A 20,068-nucleotide genomic window follows, 5' to 3' on the forward strand; every position below is an offset into this window, starting at 1 on the left:
CCCGTGAACGAAACCGCGCTCGCTTTGCTCGAGCTCGGAGCAGTGCTCTTCGCTCTCGGCATGCTCGGCCGCGTGGCAGGTCGCTTCGGGATGTCACCGATCCCGCTCTATCTGCTCGGTGGCCTGGCATTCGGCCAGGGTGGTTTGCTCAAACTCGGCGTGGCCAACGAATTCGGCCACATCGCAAGCGAAATCGGCGTGGTGCTGCTGTTGCTGCTGCTCGGCCTGGAGTACACCGCGCCGGAACTGGTGACCGGGCTGCGGCGTTCCTGGGCCGCGGGCCTGCTCGACATCGTCGCGAACGCGACACCCGGTGCGGTGGTGGCGCTGGTGCTCGGCTGGGGCCTCAACGGCGCGATCACGATGGCCGGGGTCACCTACATCTCGTCCTCGGGGATCGTCGCCAAGGTGCTCAACGATCTCGGGCGGCTCGGCAACCGGGAAACTCCGGTGATCCTGTCGATTCTGGTGTTCGAAGATCTCGCGATGGCGATGTATCTGCCGTTGCTCACCACGATCCTGGCCGGGATGAGCTTCCTCAGCGGATTGCAGGCGCTCGCCGTCGCGCTGGTGACGGTGACCGTGGTGTTGGTTGTCGCGCTGCGCTATGGCCGATATGTGTCGGCGATCGTAGACAGCGCCGACCGTGAGGTGTTTCTGCTGAAGCTGCTCGGCGCGGCACTGTTGGTGGCGGGCGCGGCCTCGGCGTTGAACGTGTCCGCGGCGGTCGGCGCGTTCCTGCTCGGCATCGCGATCTCCGGCTCCACCGCGCACGAGGCGGCGAAACTGCTGGAACCGATCCGGGATCTGTTCGCGGCGATCTTCTTTGTGGCCTTCGGGCTCAGCACCGACCCGCGTGCCATCCCGCCGGTGCTTGGCTGGGCGATCGCGCTCGCGGTGATCACGATGCTGACCAAGATCGGCACCGGCTGGTGGGCGGCCAGCAAGCAGGGCATCCGCAGGATGGGTCGCGCCAGGACGGGTGCGGCGCTGGTCGCGCGCGGCGAATTTTCGATCGTCATCGCGGGATTGGCAGTCAGCATGGGCGCGGTCCACGGCGATCTCGCCGCCCTCGCGTCGGCCTATGTGTTGCTGATGGCGGTGCTCGGACCGGTCGCGGCCCGCATCGTGGAGCCGGTCATCGGCTTGGTGCAGCGCCGCACCGCACGCACCGCACGCACGTGATCACACCTTCTGACCGAGCTGTTCCTCGGGCCGCCGCTGGCGTTTCCGCTCGACCCGCCGCCAGAAGGTCGTCGCGATAGCGCCGACGAGGAAACCGATGATCGCCGCGCAGAGGTGGCCGTAATCGGTGAACGTCGGGCCGATCCAGAGCGACGCCACCAGCGTGACCACCATGACACCGGCCCAGAGCGCTCGGACGATGCCGGTGAATCGGAACGCCATCGCGGCCAGTACCGCGGTAACGCCGTAGCTGGTGCCGACATCGGCGGCCACCGCCACCCGGGACGGGATGATCCCGCGGTCGATGGCGCGGCCGATCCCGATGACGGTGACCAGCGTCGCGCCGATATGCCCGGTCGCGAACAGCAGAATCCAGCGCCCGGTCCCGAGCCAGCGTTCCGCGGCGGCCATGAGCACGAGAAATTCCGCGATGGTCGTCCACGGGAAAGTGCCGCCGGTCCAGAACGCGGAGGCGACCAGCACCTGGATCGGGTTGTGCTGCATGTTGTAGAGGTTGGTTGAGGCGGAGAAGATCAGCCTGCGCTCGACCGAGCTACCGACCCCGCGCAGGGTCCACCAGGTGACGAACAACGTGAAGGCATAGGCGGTGCTGGCCGGCGCGGCCCCCAGATGGTGCCGCACCGCGGGGAGAATCCTGTGCACCAGATTGGGGCGCCGTAACCACGCCCTGGCGGCGCGAACCTCCGGGCCGAGATCGACGGCCCGTGTCCAGCGGGGCCGAGGTCGGCGCGAAGCGGGAGCAACCACAGAAGGCAGTGTGCCGTGCATATGCCCATGGTGCCGCCCGACTCGCCCATGATGTGCGCCGGGTCACCTGACCTGGCGTTCAGTCGTAACGTCGTTTCACATCCGGGCAACATTCGCTCAGAAGTATTGGTCTACCGAAATCGGCTGGTAGACGAGGAGCGCCCCGCACAGATGACGATCGATGCGGTGAGGTTCGCCGACCGGATCGGCGCTGGCTATTCGGCGAGTCGGGTGCTGGCCCGCGCGGAAGAAGAACTCCGATGGCGCGCAGCAACTCGGCGCGACCGGCTACGTCTTCGACGGACTGGTGGACTTGCTGGCCAAGGCGACGCCACTGCGCAGCGGTGACGAATTGGCAGGGTGCGCGGCCGGATCCGACGCCGAGCGCGCGGCCGCGCAGTGGGCGCTGGCCGAGGTGGCGCTGACGGAGTTCTTGAACGATCCGGTAGTGCCGTATGGGACCGACGAGGCCACCCGGCTCATCATCGACACTCATGATCGTGGTGCGTTCCAAACGATTTCGCAACTCACCGTCGGCGAGTTGCGGGACTGGCTGCTTGCGGTCGCGGCCACCGACGAAGCGGCCGAAACAGGCCCGCATCCGCCGAGCGGATACGGGCCTGTCGGAACCGATTCGAGCTAGTCGAGGTAGTCCCGTAGCACTTGGGAGCGGCTGGGGTGGCGCAGTTTGCTCATGGTCTTCGACTCGATCTGCCGGATGCGCTCACGGGTAACCCCGTACACCTGGCCGATCTCGTCGAGGGTGCGCGGCTGGCCGTCGGTGAGGCCGAACCGTAGCCGGACCACGCCGGCCTCACGCTCCGACAGCGTCTCCAGCACCGACTGCAGTTGATCCTGCAGCAGCGTGAAGCTCACCGCGTCCACCGCGACAACGGCTTCGCTGTCCTCGATGAAATCGCCTAGCTGGCTGTCGCCTTCGTCGCCGATGGTCTGGTCCAGCGAGATGGGCTCACGCGCGTACTGCTGGATTTCCAGCACCTTTTCGGGCGTGATGTCCATTTCCTTGGCCAGCTCCTCCGGCGTGGGCTCGCGGCCCAGGTCCTGGAGCAGCTCGCGCTGGATGCGACCGAGCTTGTTGATGACCTCGACCATGTGCACCGGGATGCGGATGGTGCGGGCCTGGTCGGCCATGGCGCGGGTGATGGCCTGCCGGATCCACCAGGTGGCGTACGTGGAGAACTTGTAGCCCTTGGTGTAGTCGAATTTCTCCACCGCGCGGATCAGACCGAGGTTGCCCTCCTGGATCAGGTCCAGGAACGCCATGCCGCGGCCGGTGTAGCGCTTGGCCAGCGAGACCACCAGGCGCAGGTTGGCCTCCAGCAGGTGATTCTTGGCGCGATTGCCGTCACGGACGATCCAGGTGTAATCACGACGCATCGCGACCGGCAGCTTCTCACCCTGCTCGGCGAACTCGCGCACCTTCTCCGCCGCGTAGAGGCCGGCCTCGATCCGCTTGGCGAGCTCGACCTCCTCCTCGGCGTTGAGCAGCGCGACCTTGCCGATCTGCTTGAGGTAGGCACGCACCGAGTCGGCGGAGGCGGTGAGCTCGGCATCCTTGCGGGCCTGGCGCAGCGCCTCGGATTCCTCCTCGTCCCAGACGAAGTCGCCGGAAGCCTTGTCGGCGGCCGTCGGCTCGGCGGCCTCGCCCTCTTCGTCGGCGACGTCCTCGGGCGGGTCTTCGACGACTTCCTCGTCGGCGAGGTCATCCTCGGCGACCTCGAGGTCGGCGAGGTCCTCGAGATCCAGCGACTCGTCGTCGATGGTCTCCTCGACGGGCTCGCCGTCGGGTCCGGCCTTCTTGGCGGCAGCCTTCTTCGCAGGCGCCTTGGCGGCGGCCTTCTTCGCCGGAGCCTTCTTGGCGGCGACCTTCTTCGCCGGAGCCTTCTTCGCGGCAGCCTTGCGGACCGGCCGTGCTTCGGTTACATCTGCGGAGTCGGCCTCGGCCGATTCGGCGGTCTGACGGGTCGTGGCTACCACGTACGCCCTTTCGTGACGGTCTCGTGCGGCGTCACGCCAGAGTGGTGTTCCGGCGGAGCGGTCTGTCGGGTCTCACCGGCGGAGTGCCGGGTTGGGGGTTTCCGGCTCGCGGCCGGAGTAGGTTCCATTGTAACGATCGAACCAGGGTACCCACCCCACGATGCCGTCAACGGCTTATCGCTCACTGTCCGCGTGGCATCCGGTGCTCAGGGCGCGATGCCTGCATCGATGGCCATGGCGGCCCCGACGATGCCCGCGGTGTTGCGTAGATGAGCGGGAATCACCTGAGTTCGGTTGGTGAGCAACGGAATCCACTGCTCGGCATCGCGGCTGATGCCGCCGCCTGCGACGAACACCGTCGGCCAGAAGAGGTTCTCCAAGCCGCTGAGCACCGTGCTCACCTCGGCCGCCCACTGCGGGTAGGTCAGGCCATCGCGGTCCTTGATCGAGGCGGCGGCGCGATGCTCGGTCTCCATGCCGCCGATCTCGAGGTGGCCGAGTTCGCTGTTGGGTACCAGCGTGCCGTGGAAGATCAGGGCCGAGCCGATACCGGTGCCGAAGGTCAGCAGCAGCACCAGGCCCGCGAAATCCTTTGCCGCGCCGTACCGATCCTCGGCGAGCCCCGCCGCGTCGGCGTCGTTGAGCACGGTGACCTCGCGGCCGCCGAGCGCGGTGGAGAACAGCGCCCGGGCATCGGTGCCGATCCAGGCCTTGTCGACATTGGCGGCGGTGCGTGCCACACCGTCGAGCACGACGCACGGCAGCGTGATGCCGACCGGCCCGTCCCAATCCGCCTGAGCCACGACCTTGGCCACCGTGTCGGCCACCGCCTGCGGTGTCGAGGGATGCGGTGTCGCGATCTTGATCCGCTCGTGGACGAGTTCACCGGTAGCCAGATCCACCGCGGCGCCCTTGACGCCGCTGCCACCGATATCGATACCGAATGCGTGCTCCCGAGCGGACATGACTATTCCCTCGTTCCCTGTGCTGGCCGCTGTGATGACGCCGCCGCCGCACAGTGCTCACCATGGCCGGAAGGCACGCAACCGAGCTTGTGCCCGACGACGGCGCTGTGTCGTGCACGACAAGAGTAATCGCCTGCGCTACTACGCGTTCGACGAGGATCTGTGATCCGATGGAGGTCATGCCGGAATCCATGTCGTCAACTATCACGGAAGCCACTTCAACGCCATCGGGAGACGAGGCCGAACTACGCCTGATCGCCGTTCACCTCGCCGAAACGGCGGCCGCGTATGTGCGGGCCCGCCGCCCCGAGGTCTTCGGTCCGGACGGCGCTCGCGTCGCGAGTGACGTGCAGACCAAGGGCCATCCCACCGACCCGGTGACCGTCGTGGACACCGAGACCGAAGAGTTGATCCGGCGGCTGCTCGCCGAGCTGCGACCCGGCGACCCGATCCTCGGCGAGGAGGGCGGCGGAGGCCTGGCCGGGGGTGCCGAGGACACGGTGCACTGGGTGGTCGACCCGATCGACGGCACCGTGAACTTTCTGTACGGAATCCCCGGCTATGCCGTGTCGGTGGCCGCGGTTCGCGGTGGACACCCGGTGGCCGGTGCGGTGGTGGATGTCGCCAGGATGGCGACCTACAGCGCCGGGCTTGGCCTCGGCGCGCTGCGGGTGGATGCCGACGGCGTCGTCGAACATCTGCGCTGCACCCGGGTCACCACGGTGTCGATGGCGTTGGTCGGCACCGGATTCGCCTACGGCACACATCGGCGCGCTCGGCAGGCGGCATTGATCGCCGAGGTGCTGCCGAGCATTCGGGACATCCGGCGTTTCGGCGCGGCGGCGCTGGATCTGTGCCTGGTTGCTTCCGGCCGAATCGACGCTTATTACGAGCACGGTCTCAATACGTGGGATTGGGCGGCGGGTGCTCTGATTGCCACTGAGGCTGGCGCACGGGTCAGGCTGCCCTCCAGTACCAGCCCGGGCTCAGTAGGCGAGCTGGTGCTCGCTGCGGCACCCGGAATCGCCGACGAGTTGGCCGAGCTGCTCGATCGCGTCGGTGCCACCGACCCGATTCCGGACGCGTGAACCTTTCGAACGCACGATTCAGCGGCGCGCTGCGCTGAATCGTGCGGTGTGTCGAGTCGTGCCGTGTGTTGAGTCGTTCAGCACCGGCTCTGGCGCGCGGCAGCCAGCAGCTTGGAGTCGATCGACGGCGGCCCGCCGGGCGCCGGATTCTTCAGCGACCGCAGCACCTCCTCCGCGTCGGCGCTCGGCCGCAACGACTCGCCGAACACCGAGCCGAGCACCAGATCCACCGTGTCGTCGCCGCGTTGATCCTCGATCAGCTCGGCGCACGGCGCGATCAACTGCACCGACGCGGCGGCCGGGCGGCCGTTCACACCGAAGCGGATCTGACCGGTGCACTCCAGATCGCCGTTGACGTAGATGGAATCGTTACCGAATTGCTGCCCGGGCGCGCTCGCGAAACCGAGATCACCCAGCGCCGACGCGATGTGCGAAGCCTGTCCGCTCTTGTTGTTGGCGTTGAGTACACGCACCTTGCTCGCGGCCAAAGGCGCGGGATCGACGTCCTGGAGCCGAGACGAACCGACCCGCTCTCCTAACGGCGCAGGTGGCGACGCTTTCGTGTCGGTGGCCGGGCTCGGTGAGTTGCACGACATGGCCGTGCCGCTGTTGTCCTGGGTCGTCAGGGCCCTGATCCACACAACTGTGCAGATCAGCACCAACACGCCGACCAGGATGAGCCATGGTTGATTACGCCGCCGAATGAAGGGTTGCCCCCGTTGATCCGTTGCGCTGCCTTCGGTGATCAGTGAAACCACGAGCACACTCTACGAAATTGTCTCGGCTGCGGTGCGCAAGGTCTCGGCGAGTTAGACGAACGGTGTCGATTACCCGTCAGTTTTGACTCGTCTGTGTTTTGATTGCGACTTTTGCCGTGTGGTCCGCTATTGTCTGGCGGCCCAGATCGAATCATCAGCGGCGAAATTGGTGGTCGGTCGCGGGAACAAGACAGGGCATGTCCTGCGTTGACCGAACGCTATGTGGTTGATCGAAGGATCAGACCTGATAGGCGACCGGTGTGCGTGTGACGTGCACCACCGGCGGGGCGGTGCGGGTCACGGCGATTCCGAGAGGAATCGGTGTGGGCGAGCCGGTCCGGGATATACGGAGTAAGGACGAGGGGAAGACGACATGGCAACCGACTATGACGCACCGAGGCGCACCGAAACCGACGAAGTGTCGGAAGATTCGCTGGAGGAGCTGAAGGCTCGTCGCAACGAGGCACAGTCCGCCGTCGTGGATGTCGACGAATCCGATACCGCGGAGTCGTTCGAGCTTCCCGGCGCTGACCTGTCCGAGGAAGTGCTGACGGTTCGGGTGATCCCGAAGCAGGCCGATGAGTTCACCTGTTCCAGCTGCTTCCTGGTTCATCACCGGAGCAGGTTGGCCAGCGAAAGCGGCGGTCAGCTGATTTGCATGGACTGCGCAGCCTGATCTCCAGCGGAGAGATCGAGGTCAGCCCGCGCTCGGCACGCCAGGCCCTGTGCCAGGTATGCCAAGCGCGGCCAGGACCCGGTCGGGCCGTCGCGTACTGACCAACCAGTACGGCGTCGGATCGTCCGGGTCATCGAGCACGAGTAAAACCATCGGCCCGATCCAGGGTCGATGCTGGATATAGGCGGCGGGGTCGAGCTGGCGACCCAGCGCCGCGCTCTTGGCGGCTGCCCCGACGGCTGCCCCACGGGTCACGAAGTTCGCGGGCAGATGCGCGCGATCCGCGCGCAACTCCGGCGTGCCGTTCGCATCCGGCGCGACCTCCACCCGATGGCGGCCCAGCCACAACAGCACCCACACCGGCACCGGGAGCAGCAGTACATACGGCAGCCACGCCCGGACTCCCGGCGCGCCCATATGGATTTCGGCGGCCAGTAGTCCGGTGACCGCCAACGCCACCGGCCACCACCACAGCGGCACCCAAAGGCGCTCTTTGTACACGGCTGCCGAGCCTTCGCTCGGCCCGGCGCCCGGCTGCGGGCGGACTCCGTCCGGCTGCGTTCGGTCGGGCTGAGGGCTGTTGTTTTCGTGGTCCATCGTCACGGGATTGGGCTGGTCCGACACGACTCAACACTAAGTCACTCCGGTGACAGTCCTACGCGTAGGCTCGACCAACGTGAGCGCACTTTCACCCATACCCTTGCTGCGGCTTGATCCCGGCATCCCCATGCCTACGCGTGCCCACCACGAAGACGCGGGCGTGGACCTGTGCACCACAGAGGACGTCATCCTGGAGCCGGGGCAACGGGTGCTGGTCGGCACCGGTGTCGCCGTCGCGCTACCGGTCGGCACGGTCGGGCTCATCCATCCCCGCTCGGGACTGGCCGTCAAAACCGGGCTCTCGGTGGTCAACACGCCGGGCACGGTCGATGCGGGGTATCGCGGTGAAATCAAGGTGTGCCTGATCAATCACGATATGCGCACGCCCGTCGAGCTGCGCCGGGGCGACCGGATCGCACAGCTGCTGGTGCAGCGGGTGGAACTGGTCGATTTCGTGGAGGTCGACACGCTCGACGTAACCGCGCGCGGTGCGGGCGGTTACGGATCGAGTGGCGGTCACGCGAGTTTGACCGCACGGGCCGACGGGGCGGGCCCGGCCGGCAAGGAGGCATGACAGCAATGTTCGGAAAGAAGAAGAAGTCGGGCGACCGGTTCGACGATGACCTGTACGACGAGGCGGCCGAGTACGTCGACGACGAGTACGAGCACGGCTACCACGAGACGGGCTATGACGATGAGCCCATTACCGACGAGAACCCGATCGTCAGGGCCGATTACGACGCCGTGCCCGTTTACGACGACGCTCTTGACTACGAGGACGACGACGACCTGGACGCGCCCAAGTCGGGTCCCTACGACTACGCCGAAGTGGCGGAGCTGCTCGGGAAGGTGGCCGATCAGCGGCTCGACCTCGGATCGGTGATCCTGCCGGTGCCGCCGGGCGGCCAGCTGCAGGTCGAGATGACGCCCGACGGCGCCCCGCAGGCGGTGCACCTGGCGACCGAGCACGGCCGGATCACGGTCGCCGCCTACGCGGCGCCCAAGTCGCCGGGCCAATGGCGCACGGTGGCAGCCGATCTCTCCGAATCGCTACGCAAGGACGGCGCCAGGGTCGCGGTGGAGACCGGGCCCTGGGGTCGTGAGCTGCTCGCCATCACCGAGGGCGCCGACCTGCGGTTCATCGGAGTCGACGGGCCACGGTGGATGGTTCGACTGGTGGCGGCCGGTCCGGCGGGCGCCGCGGACGAGGCCGGACCGCTGGTCTCGGCCGCGCGAGCCATCCTCAGCGAGACCGTGATTCGGCGCGGCGACGACCCGATGCCGGTGCGCGAGCCGCTGGCGGTGGTGCTACCGCAGGAACTCGCCGAGCAGCTCGCCGCCGCACATCAGCAGCAGGTGGAGGCGCAGCAGCAGGCGATGGCCGCGCAGGCCGCGGCCCAGGTCGCGCCCGCGCCCGTTATCGCGCCGCGGATGCCGCAGGAGCCGCGGCGTGGCGTAGATGGTTCCGCAATGCAGCAGCTGGGTCTGAACTGACCAGACCGAAACTGACCAGACCGTTCGTTCGCTGAAAACGCCCATTGCCCCGGCAGGAGCCGTGGCGAAGCGGCGGTATCGCGGCTTTCGACGGGACGACGTCGTCAGCCGACGTTGTTGTTGCTCAACGGTTTTCGTCGAACGCGGCGAGGCCGATGTTGCCGAGGACCGCGGGATCCGCGCCCAGTTGGGCGAGAGTGATGCGGTGTAACTCGGCCCGCGGGATCAGCGCAGCCCATTCCTCGGCGATCGCGAACGGGTGTACCGGGTCGTCGACCGCGGTGATGAGGGCGACCGGGACATCGAGGGTGCCCAGCCGATCGGCGCCGGGCCATTTGTAGTCGGCGGCCTCCTCGAGCGCTTCGGGCAGGTGCGGCCATTGCGATCGCCAGGATTGGGTGAGCGCGTCGGCCAGCCAGCGTGGGCTGCCTGCCCGCATCCGCTCGATCACCGGCTCGAGGCCATCGGCGCGCAATTGCCTGGCGGTGATTGCCGCGCTGAGCGCGGCGGGGCAGGCGGCTGTGTCGGGTCCGGTCCAGGCAGGCAGGGCCGCGACGACACCGACCGCCGTGTCGGGATGCTCGCCCGCCCACTCCAGCGCGATCGCCGCGCCGAGGGAGATTCCGGTCACCAATACCGGACCCGAGCCGGCTGCGGCATCCAGTGCCGCCCGGTACGAGGCGACAACGGCGCGCGGGTCGGGCTCAACGGCGATCAGCTCGATTGTGCGGTCTCTGCAGGCAGCTTCGAACGCGCGGCGGGCGAAATCGGCATCGGAGCCGGTGCCGGGCAGCGCGACGACGACCGCAGGTCGGGGGGTCTCGAACACTGGACCGAGCGTAGCGGGGGCAGGGTTGCCCATCTACAGTGGCGGGTATACGGCCGATAGCCGGTCGTTACCGGAAAAACCACGATGGCGTGTAACCCCACGTCGTCTTGCTCCATGCAGGAGAGCGTGCAATGCCATCCGCTGCCTCAGGTTATTTTCGCCGTTTGGGCCGCAGACTGACCGAGGACATCGATCGGTTGGACGCCGAGGAACTCGCCGAAACCGCCGATGCCTCGGGCGCTTGTCGCGCTTCGGAGTGTCAGCGCGGTGACGAGGCCACGATGCTGGGTCGACTACGCAGCGTCGAGGCGTGTCCGAAGTCCGCGGGTGCCAGTGTTCAGGCAGAATTCTTCGACGGTACCGACGCCATAACCTTGGTGTGGATCGGGCGCAGGCGGATTCCCGGGATCGAGCCGGGCCGGCGCATTCTGGTCCGTGGCCGCGTGGGTGACCGCGACGGCCGCAAGGTGATCTACAACCCCTACTACGAATTGCGCGAGAACAGCTGACGTATGCCATCGAGCAACGAGAACGCCGCCGACAAGTCGATCGAGACCGAACTTCGCGAACCGATCGGCGCCCGGCCGGGTGAGGCGCTCGACGCCGACCCACGCGGACCGACCGAGCGCGGCCGTCATCAGCGGATCGATGCGGGCGAGCCGCTCGACACGGACGAGGAAGCGACCGAGCAGACGCTGCTCGAGCAGCTGGGCGGTTTCAGCGGCCTGATCTATTCGACGCTGCCAGTGCTCGTCTTCGTGCCCGTGAACACCTTCGCCGGGCTCACCGCGGCCATCTGGGCGGCCCTCGGTGTGGCCGCCGCGATTCTGATCTGGCGGCTGGCGCGCCGCAGCCCGATTCAACCGGCCATCTCCGGTTTCATCGGCGTCGGGATCTGCGCGTTCATCGCCTACCGGATGGGTGAGGCCAAGGGCTTCTTCCTGTTCGGCATCTACACCAGCCTCGTGTACGCCGGCGTGTTCCTGGTGTCGATGCCGGTGCGCCGGCCGCTGGTCGGCGTCATCTGGGGAGTGCTGAACGGTCACGGCTCCGACTGGCGGACCGATCGGCGCGTGGTGCGCCTCTACGACCTCGCCACCACCACCTGGGTGCTGGTCTTCGGCGCCCGCTACCTGGTGCAGTCGCAGCTCTACGACACCAACCACACCGGTTGGCTGGCCACCGCGCGCATCGCGATGGGCTGGCCGCTGACCGCGGTCGCGCTGGCTGTCACGGTGTGGGCGGTACGGCGCGCGGGGCATATGCCGGTCCGCGGCGCGGCCGCTGAAGCGGTCTAGGGATCGGTCGCGGTTCTGTATTCACTCCTGGGGTGTTAACACCGGCCTGCCGAGGTGGGGGACTACCCACCCTGGGGTTACTGGTTGGAGAGCCGAGTTCATCGGACGATCGTTGCGAGACAAAAAGCGCAACATCGGCGAGGAAGGACTCGGAAATTGGCTACCGAGCACAACATTGCGGCACGCTCGAAGACCCAGAGCAACAACCCGGCCCTGTCGGAAAGCCGCCGGGTATCGGTCGAACTGGACACGCTGATCGGTCCCGCGGTGGCGGGCGACCGCGCGGCCGTCACCGAGATCGTGCGGCTGGTCCATCCGTCGGTTCGCCGGTATTGCCGCGCGCGCCTTGGCAATACCGCGTACCTGAGTGTCACGGCCGACGACGTGGTACAGGAAATCCTGATGGCCACCGTCAATGCCATTCCGCGCTACCGGGACCAGGGAAAGTCGTTCCTGGCCTTCGTCTATGGGATCTCGGCGAACAAGGTCGCCGACGCGTTCCGGCGCTCGCAGCTGCATCCGAGCTACCCGGTGGCCGATGTGCCGGACACCGCGTCCACTGCCGCGGGCCCGGAGGATTGGGCGCTGGCGTTCGAACGTCGCGACGCCACAAGGGAATTGATGAAAATCCTGGCGCCCACGCACCGCGAGGTCCTGGTGATGCGGATCGTGCTCGGCTGGACCGCGGCACAGACCGCGGAGGCGATCGGCACCAGCCCGGGCGTGGTCCGGGTGATGCAGCACCGCGCGCTCAACAAGCTGCGCGCGCAGCTCAAAGCCGCCTGATACGACCCGCATATCAGGCCGTATCGGGGAGTTATGGCTTGATGCCGTGGTGGGCCAGCGCCACTCGCAGGTCTTCTTCAGCCTCCACGGAAGTCACGAACAGCAGCTCGTCGTCGCCCTCGAAGGGGTCGTCGGGCTGCGGCACGATCACCCGGCCGCCGCGCAGAATTGTCACAAGGGCGGCGTCGCGTGGCAGGGTGAGCGTGCGCACCGGCTTGCCCGCCAGAGCGGTATCGGCGGGCAGGGTGATCTCGACGAGATTCGCCTGGCCCTGCCGCAGCGTCATCAGCCGGACCAGGTCGCCGACCGACACCGCCTCCTCCACCAGCGAGGCGAGCAACCGCGGCGTGGACACGGCGACATCGACGCCCCAGGACGAATCGAAGAGCCACTCGTTGCGCGGGTCGTTCACCCTGGCCACCACCCGCCGCACGCCGAACTCGGTCTTCGCGAGCAGGCTGTGCACCAGGTTTGTCTTGTCGTCGCCGGTAGCGGCGATGACAACCTCATAGGTCTCCAGGTCCGCGTCCTCGAGCAGCGCGAGCTCGCAGGCGTCGGCGTGCACCCAGACGGCATCCGGGATGGCAGTGGGGTCGATGTGATCGAGCTGGCGCTCGAGCAGCATCACCCGGTGGCCGCCCCGCAGGAGTTCCCTGGCTATCGATCGGCCCACGGCGCCGGCTCCGGCGATCGCCACTTTCATGTTCAGTCCTCGCTTGCTGGGGGCTTACCGGCCAGTGCGACGGCCTCGCCGACGCTACCGGAGGCGGCGGCGACATAGACGACGTCGTCGGCCTGAACCATGGTTTTGTTATCGGGCAACAGCCCTTGACCGAACCGGATGATGAATGCCACCCGAGCGCCGACGGCCCGTTCCAGATCGCGCACCGTGCGGCCGTACCACTCTTCGTGCAGCGTCAACTGGGCGACCGCGACCGTGCCGGTGGGATCGCGCCAGGTCGTGGTGCCGCTGTCACCGATGACGGCGGTGAGGAACCGGTCGGTGGTCCACGGCACCGTGGCGATGGTCGGAATGCCGAGTCGCTCGTACACGGCGGCGCGTTTCGCGTCGTAGATGCGGGCCACGACGCGTTCCACCCCGAAGGTTTCGCGGGCCACCCGCGCCGAAATGATGTTGGAGTTGTCGCCGGAGGACACCGCCGCGAACGCGTCCGCCCGCTCGATTCCGGCTCGGATCAGCACATCACGGTCGAAGCCGAAGCCGACCACCTGCTCGCCAGGAAAGTCCTCACCGAGGCGTAGAAAGGCGCTGGGGTCCCGATCGATCACCGTGACCTCGTGACCGACCCGGACCAGGGCGCGTGCCAGCGACGAGCCGACGCGCCCGCACCCCATGATCACTACGTACACCACAACCTCGTTCCTGGAAACGATCAAAACAGCCGGACATCGTCCGTCAACAGCCTTGCGCCGGGCCGAGCGCAGGCGAGGCAGCCGCCCATGGCGTTCGGCTTGCTTGTCCCTTCGGGCAAAAACCGTACCTGCCAAGTATGGCCATGACCCATTTTCCCGCTCCGGCCAGGAGTCAAACCTGTGACGAGGGCTGCCCCCGGGCGCGATCAACCCTTCGGGGATCTATGCTCGCTCCAGTGTCCAAGTTGACGACGGCAGCTAAACGGGTGCTGCTGGGTAGGCCTTTCCGTAGCGATTCGCTGGGCCACACCCTGCTGCCGAAGCGAATCGCGCTCCCTGTGTTCGCCTCCGACGCTATGTCGTCGGTCGCGTACGCGCCTGAGGAGATCTTCCTGACCCTGTCCGTGGCCGGGATCTCGGCCTATGCGTACGCCCCCTGGGTCGGGCTCGCGGTCGCGTTCGTCATGGCGGTGGTGGTGGCGAGCTACCGGCAGAACGTGCACGCCTACCCCTCCGGCGGCGGTGACTACGAGGTAGCCACGACGAATCTCGGCCCCAATGCCGGTCTCACCGTCGGCAGCGCGCTGCTGGTCGACTACGTGCTCACCGTCGCGGTATCGATTTCCTCGGCCGCCTCCAATATCGGCTCGGCGATCCCATTCGTGGACACGCACAAGGTGCTGTTCGCCGTAGTGGCCATCGCGGTGCTGACCGCGATCAACCTGCGCGGCGTGCGCGAATCGGGCACCGCGTTCGCGATTCCGACCTACGCCTTCATCATCGGCATGTTCGTGATGCTTGCCTGGGGGTTGTTCCGGATCTTCATCCTCGGCGACAATCTTCGGGCCGAATCGGCGGGCTTCCAACTCAACGCCGAGCAGGAGCATCTGTACGGCCTGGCGTTCGCCTTCCTGATCGCGCGATCCTTCTCCTCCGGCTGTGCCGCGTTGACGGGTGTCGAGGCGATCAGCAACGGTGTGCCCGCTTTCCGGAAGCCGAAGTCGCGCAACGCCGCAACCACCCTGCTGATGCTCGGCACCATCGCGATCGTGCTGCTGATGGGCATCATCATCCTGGCGCAGAAGATCGGAATCGTATACGCGCACAACGAGTCCGAGCTCGTCGGTGCGCCTGCCGACTACCACCAGAAGACGCTGATCGCGCAGCTCGCCGAAACGGTGTTCCACGGGTTCCCGATCGGATTCTTCTTTATTACTACGGTGACCGCGCTGATCCTCGTGCTCGCCGCAAACACCGCGTTCAACGGGTTCCCGGTGCTCGGTTCCATTCTGGCGCAGGACCGTTACCTGCCCAGGCAGCTGCACACCCGCGGTGACCGGCTGGCCTTCAGCAACGGCATTCTTTTCCTCTCCGGCGCGGCCATCGCCTTCGTGGTGGTGTTCGGCGCCGAGGTGACCAAGCTCATTCAGCTCTACATCGTCGGCGTGTTCGTGTCGTTCGTGCTCAGCCAGACCGGCATGCTGCGGCACTGGACCCGGTTGCTGCGCACCGAATCCAATTCGGCGCAGCGGGCCAGGATGAAGCGTTCGCGGGTGATCAACGCGATCGGGCTCAGCGCGACCGGCACGGTGCTGGTCATCGTGCTCATCACGAAGTTCTTCGCGGGCGCCTGGATCGCGATCTGCACGATGGTGGCGATCTTCGTGGTGATGAAACTGATTCGTAAGCATTACGATTCGGTGTCCCGAGAGCTCGATGAGCATGATTGGGACGGCGTGCTGCCGAGTCGCTCGCACTCGATCGTGCTGGTGTCCAAGCTGCACCTGCCGACCCGCCGCGCGCTGGCCTATGCCCGCGCCACTCGCCCGGACACCTTGGAAGCGGTGACGGTGAACGTCGACGAGCCCGATACCAGGGCGCTGGTCCGGGAATGGGAGCGCAGCGATATCACCGTGCCGCTCAAGGTGATCGAATCGCCCTACCGCGAAATCACCAAGCCGGTCCTCGATTACGTGAAGCGAGTGCGTAAGGACTCCCCGCGCGACGTGGTGACCGTGTTCATCCCCGAGTACGTGGTCGGTCACTGGTGGGAGCAGATCCTGCACAACCAGAGCGCGTTGCGGCTCAAGGGCAGGCTGTTGTTCGAGCCAGGAGTGATGGTGACGAGCGTGCCGTGGCAGCTGAGTTCGTCCACACGGGCGCGACAGTCGGGCGAGGTCTACGCGCCGGGTGCGGTGCGACGGGGGTACGAGGACCGGCCATGAATGCGGCCGTATGGTTCGCAGGATGACTGACTGGCGCGAGACCACTTTCGAGGTGCGGCTCGGGCCGCCCGGACACGGCGGGTTCTGTGTGGGCAGGCGCGAGGGCCGGGTCGTCTTCGTCCGGCACGGGCTGCCCGGTGAGCTGGTGCGAGTGCGGGTCACCGAGGATCGCGGCGGTTCGTTCTGCCGGGCCGACGCGATCGAGATCCTGGACCCATCGCCGGACCGGGTTCCGGCGACCTGCCCGGTATCCGGGCCGGGCGGCGCGGGCTGCTGCGATTTCTCCTTCGCTACTCCGGCCGCGCAGCGGGCGTTGAAGGCGACCGTGGTCGCCGAGCAGCTGCGTCGGATCGCGGGACTCGAGCGGGATATCACGGTGGAACCGATCACCGGCTACGCCGCCGAGGCGACCGGTGGTTGGCGTACGCGGGTGCGGTTGGCGGTGGACGAGCAGGGCCGGGCCGGGGTACATCGGCTGCGCAGCACCGATGTGATCGCGGATTTGCGCTGCCCGCAACCGGTTTCGGGTGCGTTGGACGGCGTGGCCGAGCGCCCGTGGACGCCGGGGGCGGAGCTGGTGATCGCGGTCGACGGCGACGGGATGCGGCACATCGTCGAACTCGCTGTGCCGGTACCGGTTTCGGCGGGTGGACGTGGCAGTGATCGGCCGGGCACGGACCGGCGTGGCGGCGATCGGCGCGGTAAAGGGCGGCGCGACGCGCAACGCCCGAGCGGGCCCGGCGGTGCTCGCGACGGAGAGCGGCGCGATGCGTCGGCACGTCGCGCGGCCACGCATGCCGCCCGCGAGGAGTGGGTGCTGGAAGGCAGCGGCCGCGCGATCGAGTATGTGTCCGGTCGCCGCTGGGATGTCTCGGCAACCGGCTTCTGGCAAGCGCATCACGCTGCGGCGCAATGCTATTCGGACATCGTGGCCGAATGGTCCGGCCTCGATTCCGGCTATCTGGCCTGGGACCTCTACAGCGGTGCTGGTGTTTTCGCGGCCCGACTGGCCGAACAGGTCGGCCCCGACGGATCGGTGCTCGCCGTGGAATCCGCGCGCTCCGCGGTCGCCGACGGCTCCGCGGCCCTGCGGGACCTGCCCTGGGTCGACTTGCGCGCCGACCGAACCGAACGCTGGCTGACCGAACAGGGCACTGCCGCACCGGATGTCGTGGTGCTCGATCCACCCCGCACCGGTGCGGGCAAGGAAGTCGTCGCCGCCATGACCGACCGCGATCCCAGCCGCATCGTCCACATCGGCTGCGACCCAGCCGCTTTCGCCCGCGACCTCGGGCTGTACCAGGCGGCGGGTTACCAACTCACCGAACTACGAGCCTTCGACGCCTTCCCCGCCACCCATCACGTCGAATGCCTTGCGCTCCTGGAGCGTTGAGCATCGGAGTGCTGGGCGCCGGTAGCCTGCCCTGCGTTCCTGTGCGGTCACCGTTTCGCTTTCGACCTGCGGGTGCCGAGCTCTCCTCGGCTCCCAGTGCACTCGCGGACGTGGAGATTGCCAAGGATCGGCACGCTGGGGCCGACACGGTGACATTTCTGGTGAAGGGGTTTGGCTGATCGGTCGTGAGTGGTCGGCCGATTCGCGAATTACATGCGGCTCGGCCGTGATTCGAATGGTCAGCGATGTACTCAGTCTTCGTAGATCGGGGCGCGGCGGTCGCGGCGGGCTCGGATGGCTTCGTCGAAGTTGTCGGTGGTGAGGCGGACGTAGAGCTGCGCCATGCCTTCGTGCTGCATGTGGGATTCGAAGCTGCCTGCCTCCATGCCGCTCCACAGCATGCGTTTGGTGAGTTCGGTGCCGACGCGGCTGAAACCGATGATGTGTTCGGCCAGGTCGTAGCAGGATTCCAAAAGCGTCGCGGTGGGGACGGTGCGGGAAACCAGGCCGATGCGTTCGGCTTCGGCGGCGTCGACATCGCGTCCGGACAGCATGATTTCGAAAGCGCGGGAGGATCCGATGGCGCGCGGCAGGAGATAACTGATGCCCAGCTCCGCGGACGTGAGACCGTTGTTGATCCCGGCCGCGCGGAAGTAGGCGTCTTCGCCCGCGATGCGAATATCGGTGGCGACGCTGAGGCAGAAACCGCCGCCGATCGCGGCGCCGTTGATCGCGCCGATGACCGGTTGATGCATCCGTCGCAGCGTGACCATCACGTCATTGAGCAGGTCCATCGAAAGCCGCGCGACGCTCGTGACGGTCAGCCCTTCGGTATTGGGCACCTTCCCCGCACTCTGCAGGTCTGCGCCGGAACAGAATCCATGCCCCGCGCCGGTGAGTACCACCACCCGCACGTCGTTATCGGCGCTCACCTCTTCGAGCGCCTCGCGCAACGGGATCATCACGTCGAAGGCCATCGCGTTCATGCGTTCGGGCCGGTTGAGCGTCACCAGCGCGACGTGCGGCCGCGGTTTCTCGATGAGCACGAACGACATGCAAACCCCTAACCAGCGCTGATGACGACGTGTCACCGATTCCTCAATATACCCAAGCAAGCGCTAGGGAAAGAATGACCCGGGCGCCGTCAGGTGAGCTGCCAGGTGGCGCGGATGATAGCGCTGATTTCGGATTCGCCGAGCTCCACCGGGACCGGGGCCGCGCCGTATGCGGCGTTCCCGGGCGCGGACACCATCTCGATGCGCGGGTACCTCGGAGGCGCGGAGGTGGTGTTCTCGGTGATCTCGAGGACGGGGCCGAGGCTGCGGCCAGCCCGGTCCGCGTATTGCTCGGCTTTGGTCAGCGCGTTGTCCCATGCCGCGTCGCGCGCCAGAGTGAGTAGGCTTTCCTGGTCGGCGAAGGTCAGGTTGAGGCCGCCGAGGCGGACGTCGTCGCCACCGGCTTCCACGCAATTGGCGATGATCGTGGCGGGTCCGGGGTCGGCGTTCTCGCCGATATCGCGCAGCACCACGGTGAGGTCGGTCGTTGCGAGGTAGCCGGTGATCTTGGAGCCGCCGCCCTCGATCCAGACGGTCTCGGTCCGCACGGACAGACCGCTGGTCGCGATGTCGGCGCCCGAAACCCCGTCCGAGCGCAGCGAATTGGTGACGGCCGCCACGCGCTCACCGGCCTGCCCGTAGGCGAGGGCGACCTTGCCGGCCCTGGTCTCGATCGAAATGGTGACTCGCATCAGGTCGGGCGTCGCCCGGGCAGTTCCGCTGCCGATAGTGGTGACCGTGCCGGTGGTGGCGACGGCATCCTCGGAGTTCTTCTTGCTCACGGCGCTCTCCTGATTCTGTCGGATCGGGTGTCTCGCAGGCTCAACGGTCCGTACCCCGCAGGTTCGCCCGCCGGGGCGGTGATGGTCGAGCACGATGTCTTCGCACCATTCGGTGGCGGTGTCGCGGTCGATGAAGACGCGTCCGCGCGGATCGTTCGGGTCCAGGCTGGAAACCAGGTCCGGTCGACCGCCTCGTCGGGATCGGAGTCGATGATGCAGAACGACCGCAGCATGTAGCCGATGGCGCGGTTGCGGAACCCGGTCCGCGCCTCGGCGGCGTACACCGCCTCGTTCATCGTCAGCTCGCGCCCGGCGAAGCGGGAGTGGCAGCGCCGGATGCGTTCGAACTTCTCGGTCGGATCGTGGCCGGTGATCAGCGACGCGGCGGTGATGGCACCCGCATTGATCATCGGATTGCGCGGGCGCTCGGTCACCGGGTCGAGGCTGATCTCGTTGAACGGCTTGCCGGGGGGTTCTACGTCGATGCGTTCGGCGACCGCCGCCGGACCCCGGTCGGCCAGCGCGAGTGCGTAGGTGAAGGGCTTGGAGATGGACTGGATGGTGAACGACGTGGCGGCCTCGTCGGCACCGTATACCCTGCCGTCCGCGGTGGCCAGGCACAGTGCGAACGAATCCGGTTGCGCTGCAGCGAGTTCCGGGATGTAATCGGCCAATTCGCCGGAGCCCTCAGCCCGGCACAGTTCGTAGACATCGGTGACGATGCGCGCCACGACGCCGAGGTTGACCGCCTGCGGAAGCTCCTGCTCTGGCTCGGCCACACGATCACTCTAGGC

Annotated in this window: 21 protein-coding genes and 2 pseudogenes; 12 read left to right on the top strand and 11 right to left on the bottom strand. The window is 67.1% G+C overall.

Features of this window, described 5'->3' with window-relative positions; translation table 11 throughout:
- The first annotated feature begins 3 nt into the window (after positions 1-3).
- Positions 4-1,185 carry a cation:proton antiporter gene (locus tag ACV7NQ_RS31810; protein WP_463362954.1) on the top strand — a complete coding sequence of 394 codons (1,182 nt, stop codon included), beginning with the start codon at positions 4-6 and terminating at the stop codon, positions 1,183-1,185.
- On the opposite strand, the gene ACV7NQ_RS31815 is transcribed toward ACV7NQ_RS31810, so the two are convergent.
- Positions 1,186-1,953 (bottom strand): rhomboid-like protein, encoded by a 768-nt coding sequence (locus tag ACV7NQ_RS31815; RefSeq protein WP_463362955.1) that lies wholly within the window; start codon positions 1,951-1,953, stop codon positions 1,186-1,188.
- 217 nt (positions 1,954-2,170) lie between these two features.
- On the opposite strand from ACV7NQ_RS31815, the pseudogene eutB reads away from it, so the two are divergent.
- A pseudogene (gene eutB / locus ACV7NQ_RS31820) lies at positions 2,171-2,545 on the top strand (ethanolamine ammonia-lyase subunit EutB); the annotation flags it as partial.
- A gap of 47 nt (positions 2,546-2,592) precedes the next feature.
- Here eutB and ACV7NQ_RS31825 read toward each other — a convergent pair.
- Positions 2,593-3,951, bottom strand: coding sequence for an RNA polymerase sigma factor (locus tag ACV7NQ_RS31825; protein ID WP_463362956.1), 1,359 nt, complete (start codon positions 3,949-3,951; stop codon positions 2,593-2,595).
- A gap of 206 nt (positions 3,952-4,157) precedes the next feature.
- A complete protein-coding gene (gene ppgK, locus ACV7NQ_RS31830) occupies positions 4,158-4,916 on the bottom strand; it encodes a polyphosphate--glucose phosphotransferase (RefSeq protein WP_463362957.1) in 759 nt (252 codons plus the stop codon).
- Here ppgK and ACV7NQ_RS31835 point away from each other — a divergent pair.
- Both ACV7NQ_RS31835 and ACV7NQ_RS31840 read left to right on the top strand, forming a co-directional pair.
- The gene (locus tag ACV7NQ_RS31835; RefSeq protein WP_463362958.1) at positions 4,915-5,082 is read left to right on the top strand and encodes a hypothetical protein; all 168 of its coding nucleotides are present in this window, start codon (positions 4,915-4,917) and stop codon (positions 5,080-5,082) included. The genes ppgK and ACV7NQ_RS31835 overlap by 2 nt on opposite strands.
- Positions 5,083-5,095: 13 nt before the next feature.
- A complete protein-coding gene (locus tag ACV7NQ_RS31840; RefSeq protein WP_463362959.1) occupies positions 5,096-6,004 on the top strand; it encodes an inositol monophosphatase family protein in 909 nt (302 codons plus the stop codon).
- 77 nt (positions 6,005-6,081) lie between these two features.
- Here the strand turns inward: ACV7NQ_RS31840 and cei are convergent, their stop codons facing one another.
- A complete protein-coding gene (gene cei / locus ACV7NQ_RS31845) occupies positions 6,082-6,762 on the bottom strand; it encodes an envelope integrity protein Cei (RefSeq protein ID WP_463362960.1) in 681 nt (226 codons plus the stop codon).
- Between the two features lie 373 nt (positions 6,763-7,135).
- Here cei and ACV7NQ_RS31850 point away from each other — a divergent pair, with 373 nt between their 5' ends.
- The gene (locus tag ACV7NQ_RS31850) at positions 7,136-7,438 is read left to right on the top strand and encodes a DUF4193 domain-containing protein (protein ID WP_433203862.1); all 303 of its coding nucleotides are present in this window, start codon (positions 7,136-7,138) and stop codon (positions 7,436-7,438) included.
- 21 nt (positions 7,439-7,459) lie between these two features.
- On the opposite strand, the gene ACV7NQ_RS31855 is transcribed toward ACV7NQ_RS31850, so the two are convergent.
- Positions 7,460-8,035: a DUF3093 domain-containing protein gene (locus tag ACV7NQ_RS31855; protein WP_463365893.1), complete on the bottom strand. Its 576-nt coding sequence runs from the start codon at positions 8,033-8,035 to the stop codon at positions 7,460-7,462.
- A gap of 79 nt (positions 8,036-8,114) precedes the next feature.
- On the opposite strand from ACV7NQ_RS31855, the gene dut reads away from it, so the two are divergent.
- Both dut and ACV7NQ_RS31865 read left to right on the top strand, forming a co-directional pair.
- Complete coding sequence (dut, locus tag ACV7NQ_RS31860) at positions 8,115-8,612, top strand: dUTP diphosphatase (protein WP_463362961.1); 498 nt, start codon at positions 8,115-8,117, stop codon at positions 8,610-8,612.
- Between the two features lie 5 nt (positions 8,613-8,617).
- On the top strand, positions 8,618-9,532 hold the full coding sequence (locus ACV7NQ_RS31865; RefSeq protein WP_463365894.1) for a DUF3710 domain-containing protein: 915 nt from the start codon (positions 8,618-8,620) through the stop codon (positions 9,530-9,532).
- 124 nt (positions 9,533-9,656) lie between these two features.
- Here the strand turns inward: ACV7NQ_RS31865 and ACV7NQ_RS31870 are convergent, their stop codons facing one another.
- Entirely contained in the window at positions 9,657-10,394 is a 738-nt protein-coding gene (locus ACV7NQ_RS31870; RefSeq protein WP_463362962.1) for an alpha/beta fold hydrolase, read from the bottom strand.
- A gap of 98 nt (positions 10,395-10,492) precedes the next feature.
- On the opposite strand from ACV7NQ_RS31870, the gene ACV7NQ_RS31875 reads away from it, so the two are divergent.
- From ACV7NQ_RS31875 to ACV7NQ_RS31885, 3 genes are all read left to right on the top strand, one after another.
- Positions 10,493-10,870, top strand: coding sequence for an OB-fold nucleic acid binding domain-containing protein (locus ACV7NQ_RS31875; RefSeq protein ID WP_463362963.1), 378 nt, complete (start codon positions 10,493-10,495; stop codon positions 10,868-10,870).
- 3 nt (positions 10,871-10,873) lie between these two features.
- Positions 10,874-11,659, top strand: a complete 786-nt coding sequence (locus ACV7NQ_RS31880; protein WP_463362964.1) for a DUF3159 domain-containing protein — start codon at positions 10,874-10,876, stop codon at positions 11,657-11,659.
- A gap of 156 nt (positions 11,660-11,815) precedes the next feature.
- Positions 11,816-12,445, top strand: coding sequence for a sigma-70 family RNA polymerase sigma factor (locus ACV7NQ_RS31885; protein WP_463362965.1), 630 nt, complete (start codon positions 11,816-11,818; stop codon positions 12,443-12,445).
- Between the two features lie 31 nt (positions 12,446-12,476).
- Here ACV7NQ_RS31885 and ACV7NQ_RS31890 read toward each other — a convergent pair whose 3' ends face one another.
- Both ACV7NQ_RS31890 and ACV7NQ_RS31895 read right to left on the bottom strand, forming a co-directional pair.
- Entirely contained in the window at positions 12,477-13,148 is a 672-nt protein-coding gene (locus ACV7NQ_RS31890; RefSeq protein ID WP_463362966.1) for a potassium channel family protein, read from the bottom strand.
- A gap of 2 nt (positions 13,149-13,150) precedes the next feature.
- Positions 13,151-13,816, bottom strand: coding sequence for a potassium channel family protein (locus ACV7NQ_RS31895; protein ID WP_463365895.1), 666 nt, complete (start codon positions 13,814-13,816; stop codon positions 13,151-13,153).
- A 239-nt stretch (positions 13,817-14,055) separates the two neighbouring features.
- Here ACV7NQ_RS31895 and ACV7NQ_RS31900 point away from each other — a divergent pair, with 239 nt between their 5' ends.
- Both ACV7NQ_RS31900 and ACV7NQ_RS31905 read left to right on the top strand, forming a co-directional pair.
- Complete coding sequence (locus ACV7NQ_RS31900) at positions 14,056-16,044, top strand: APC family permease (RefSeq protein ID WP_463362967.1); 1,989 nt, start codon at positions 14,056-14,058, stop codon at positions 16,042-16,044.
- A gap of 22 nt (positions 16,045-16,066) precedes the next feature.
- Positions 16,067-17,437, top strand: coding sequence for a class I SAM-dependent RNA methyltransferase (locus tag ACV7NQ_RS31905; protein ID WP_463362968.1), 1,371 nt, complete (start codon positions 16,067-16,069; stop codon positions 17,435-17,437).
- A 251-nt stretch (positions 17,438-17,688) separates the two neighbouring features.
- Here ACV7NQ_RS31905 and ACV7NQ_RS31910 read toward each other — a convergent pair whose 3' ends face one another.
- The 3 genes and pseudogenes from ACV7NQ_RS31910 to ACV7NQ_RS31920 form a co-directional block, all read right to left on the bottom strand.
- The gene (locus ACV7NQ_RS31910; protein ID WP_463362969.1) at positions 17,689-18,492 is read right to left on the bottom strand and encodes an enoyl-CoA hydratase; all 804 of its coding nucleotides are present in this window, start codon (positions 18,490-18,492) and stop codon (positions 17,689-17,691) included.
- A gap of 89 nt (positions 18,493-18,581) precedes the next feature.
- The gene (locus ACV7NQ_RS31915) at positions 18,582-19,274 is read right to left on the bottom strand and encodes an SIMPL domain-containing protein (protein WP_463362970.1); all 693 of its coding nucleotides are present in this window, start codon (positions 19,272-19,274) and stop codon (positions 18,582-18,584) included.
- 68 nt (positions 19,275-19,342) lie between these two features.
- A pseudogene (locus tag ACV7NQ_RS31920) lies at positions 19,343-20,053 on the bottom strand (glutaminase); the annotation flags it as partial.
- Positions 20,054-20,068: the final 15 nt, after the last annotated feature.

The sequence above is a fragment of the Nocardia sp. Tas62D01 genome (assembly GCF_055232035.1).

Bases quoted from the DNA above. Each gene is read 5' to 3' on its own strand.
- ACV7NQ_RS31835 (WP_463362958.1), top strand. From the start codon at position 4,915: ATGACTATTCCCTCGTTCCCTGTGCTGGCCGCTGTGATGACGCCGCCG.
- ppgK (WP_463362957.1), bottom strand. From the start codon at position 4,916: ATGTCCGCTCGGGAGCACGCATTCGGTATCGATATCGGTGGCAGCGGC.
- ACV7NQ_RS31840 (WP_463362959.1), top strand. From the start codon at position 5,096: ATGCCGGAATCCATGTCGTCAACTATCACGGAAGCCACTTCAACGCCA.
- ACV7NQ_RS31850 (WP_433203862.1), top strand. From the start codon at position 7,136: ATGGCAACCGACTATGACGCACCGAGGCGCACCGAAACCGACGAAGTG.
- ACV7NQ_RS31855 (WP_463365893.1), bottom strand. From the start codon at position 8,035: ATGGACCACGAAAACAACAGCCCTCAGCCCGACCGAACGCAGCCGGAC.
- ACV7NQ_RS31865 (WP_463365894.1), top strand. From the start codon at position 8,618: ATGTTCGGAAAGAAGAAGAAGTCGGGCGACCGGTTCGACGATGACCTG.
- ACV7NQ_RS31870 (WP_463362962.1), bottom strand. From the start codon at position 10,394: ATGGGCAACCCTGCCCCCGCTACGCTCGGTCCAGTGTTCGAGACCCCC.
- ACV7NQ_RS31875 (WP_463362963.1), top strand. From the start codon at position 10,493: ATGCCATCCGCTGCCTCAGGTTATTTTCGCCGTTTGGGCCGCAGACTG.
- ACV7NQ_RS31880 (WP_463362964.1), top strand. From the start codon at position 10,874: ATGCCATCGAGCAACGAGAACGCCGCCGACAAGTCGATCGAGACCGAA.
- ACV7NQ_RS31890 (WP_463362966.1), bottom strand. From the start codon at position 13,148: ATGAAAGTGGCGATCGCCGGAGCCGGCGCCGTGGGCCGATCGATAGCC.
- ACV7NQ_RS31905 (WP_463362968.1), top strand. From the start codon at position 16,067: ATGACTGACTGGCGCGAGACCACTTTCGAGGTGCGGCTCGGGCCGCCC.
- ACV7NQ_RS31910 (WP_463362969.1), bottom strand. From the start codon at position 18,492: ATGTCGTTCGTGCTCATCGAGAAACCGCGGCCGCACGTCGCGCTGGTG.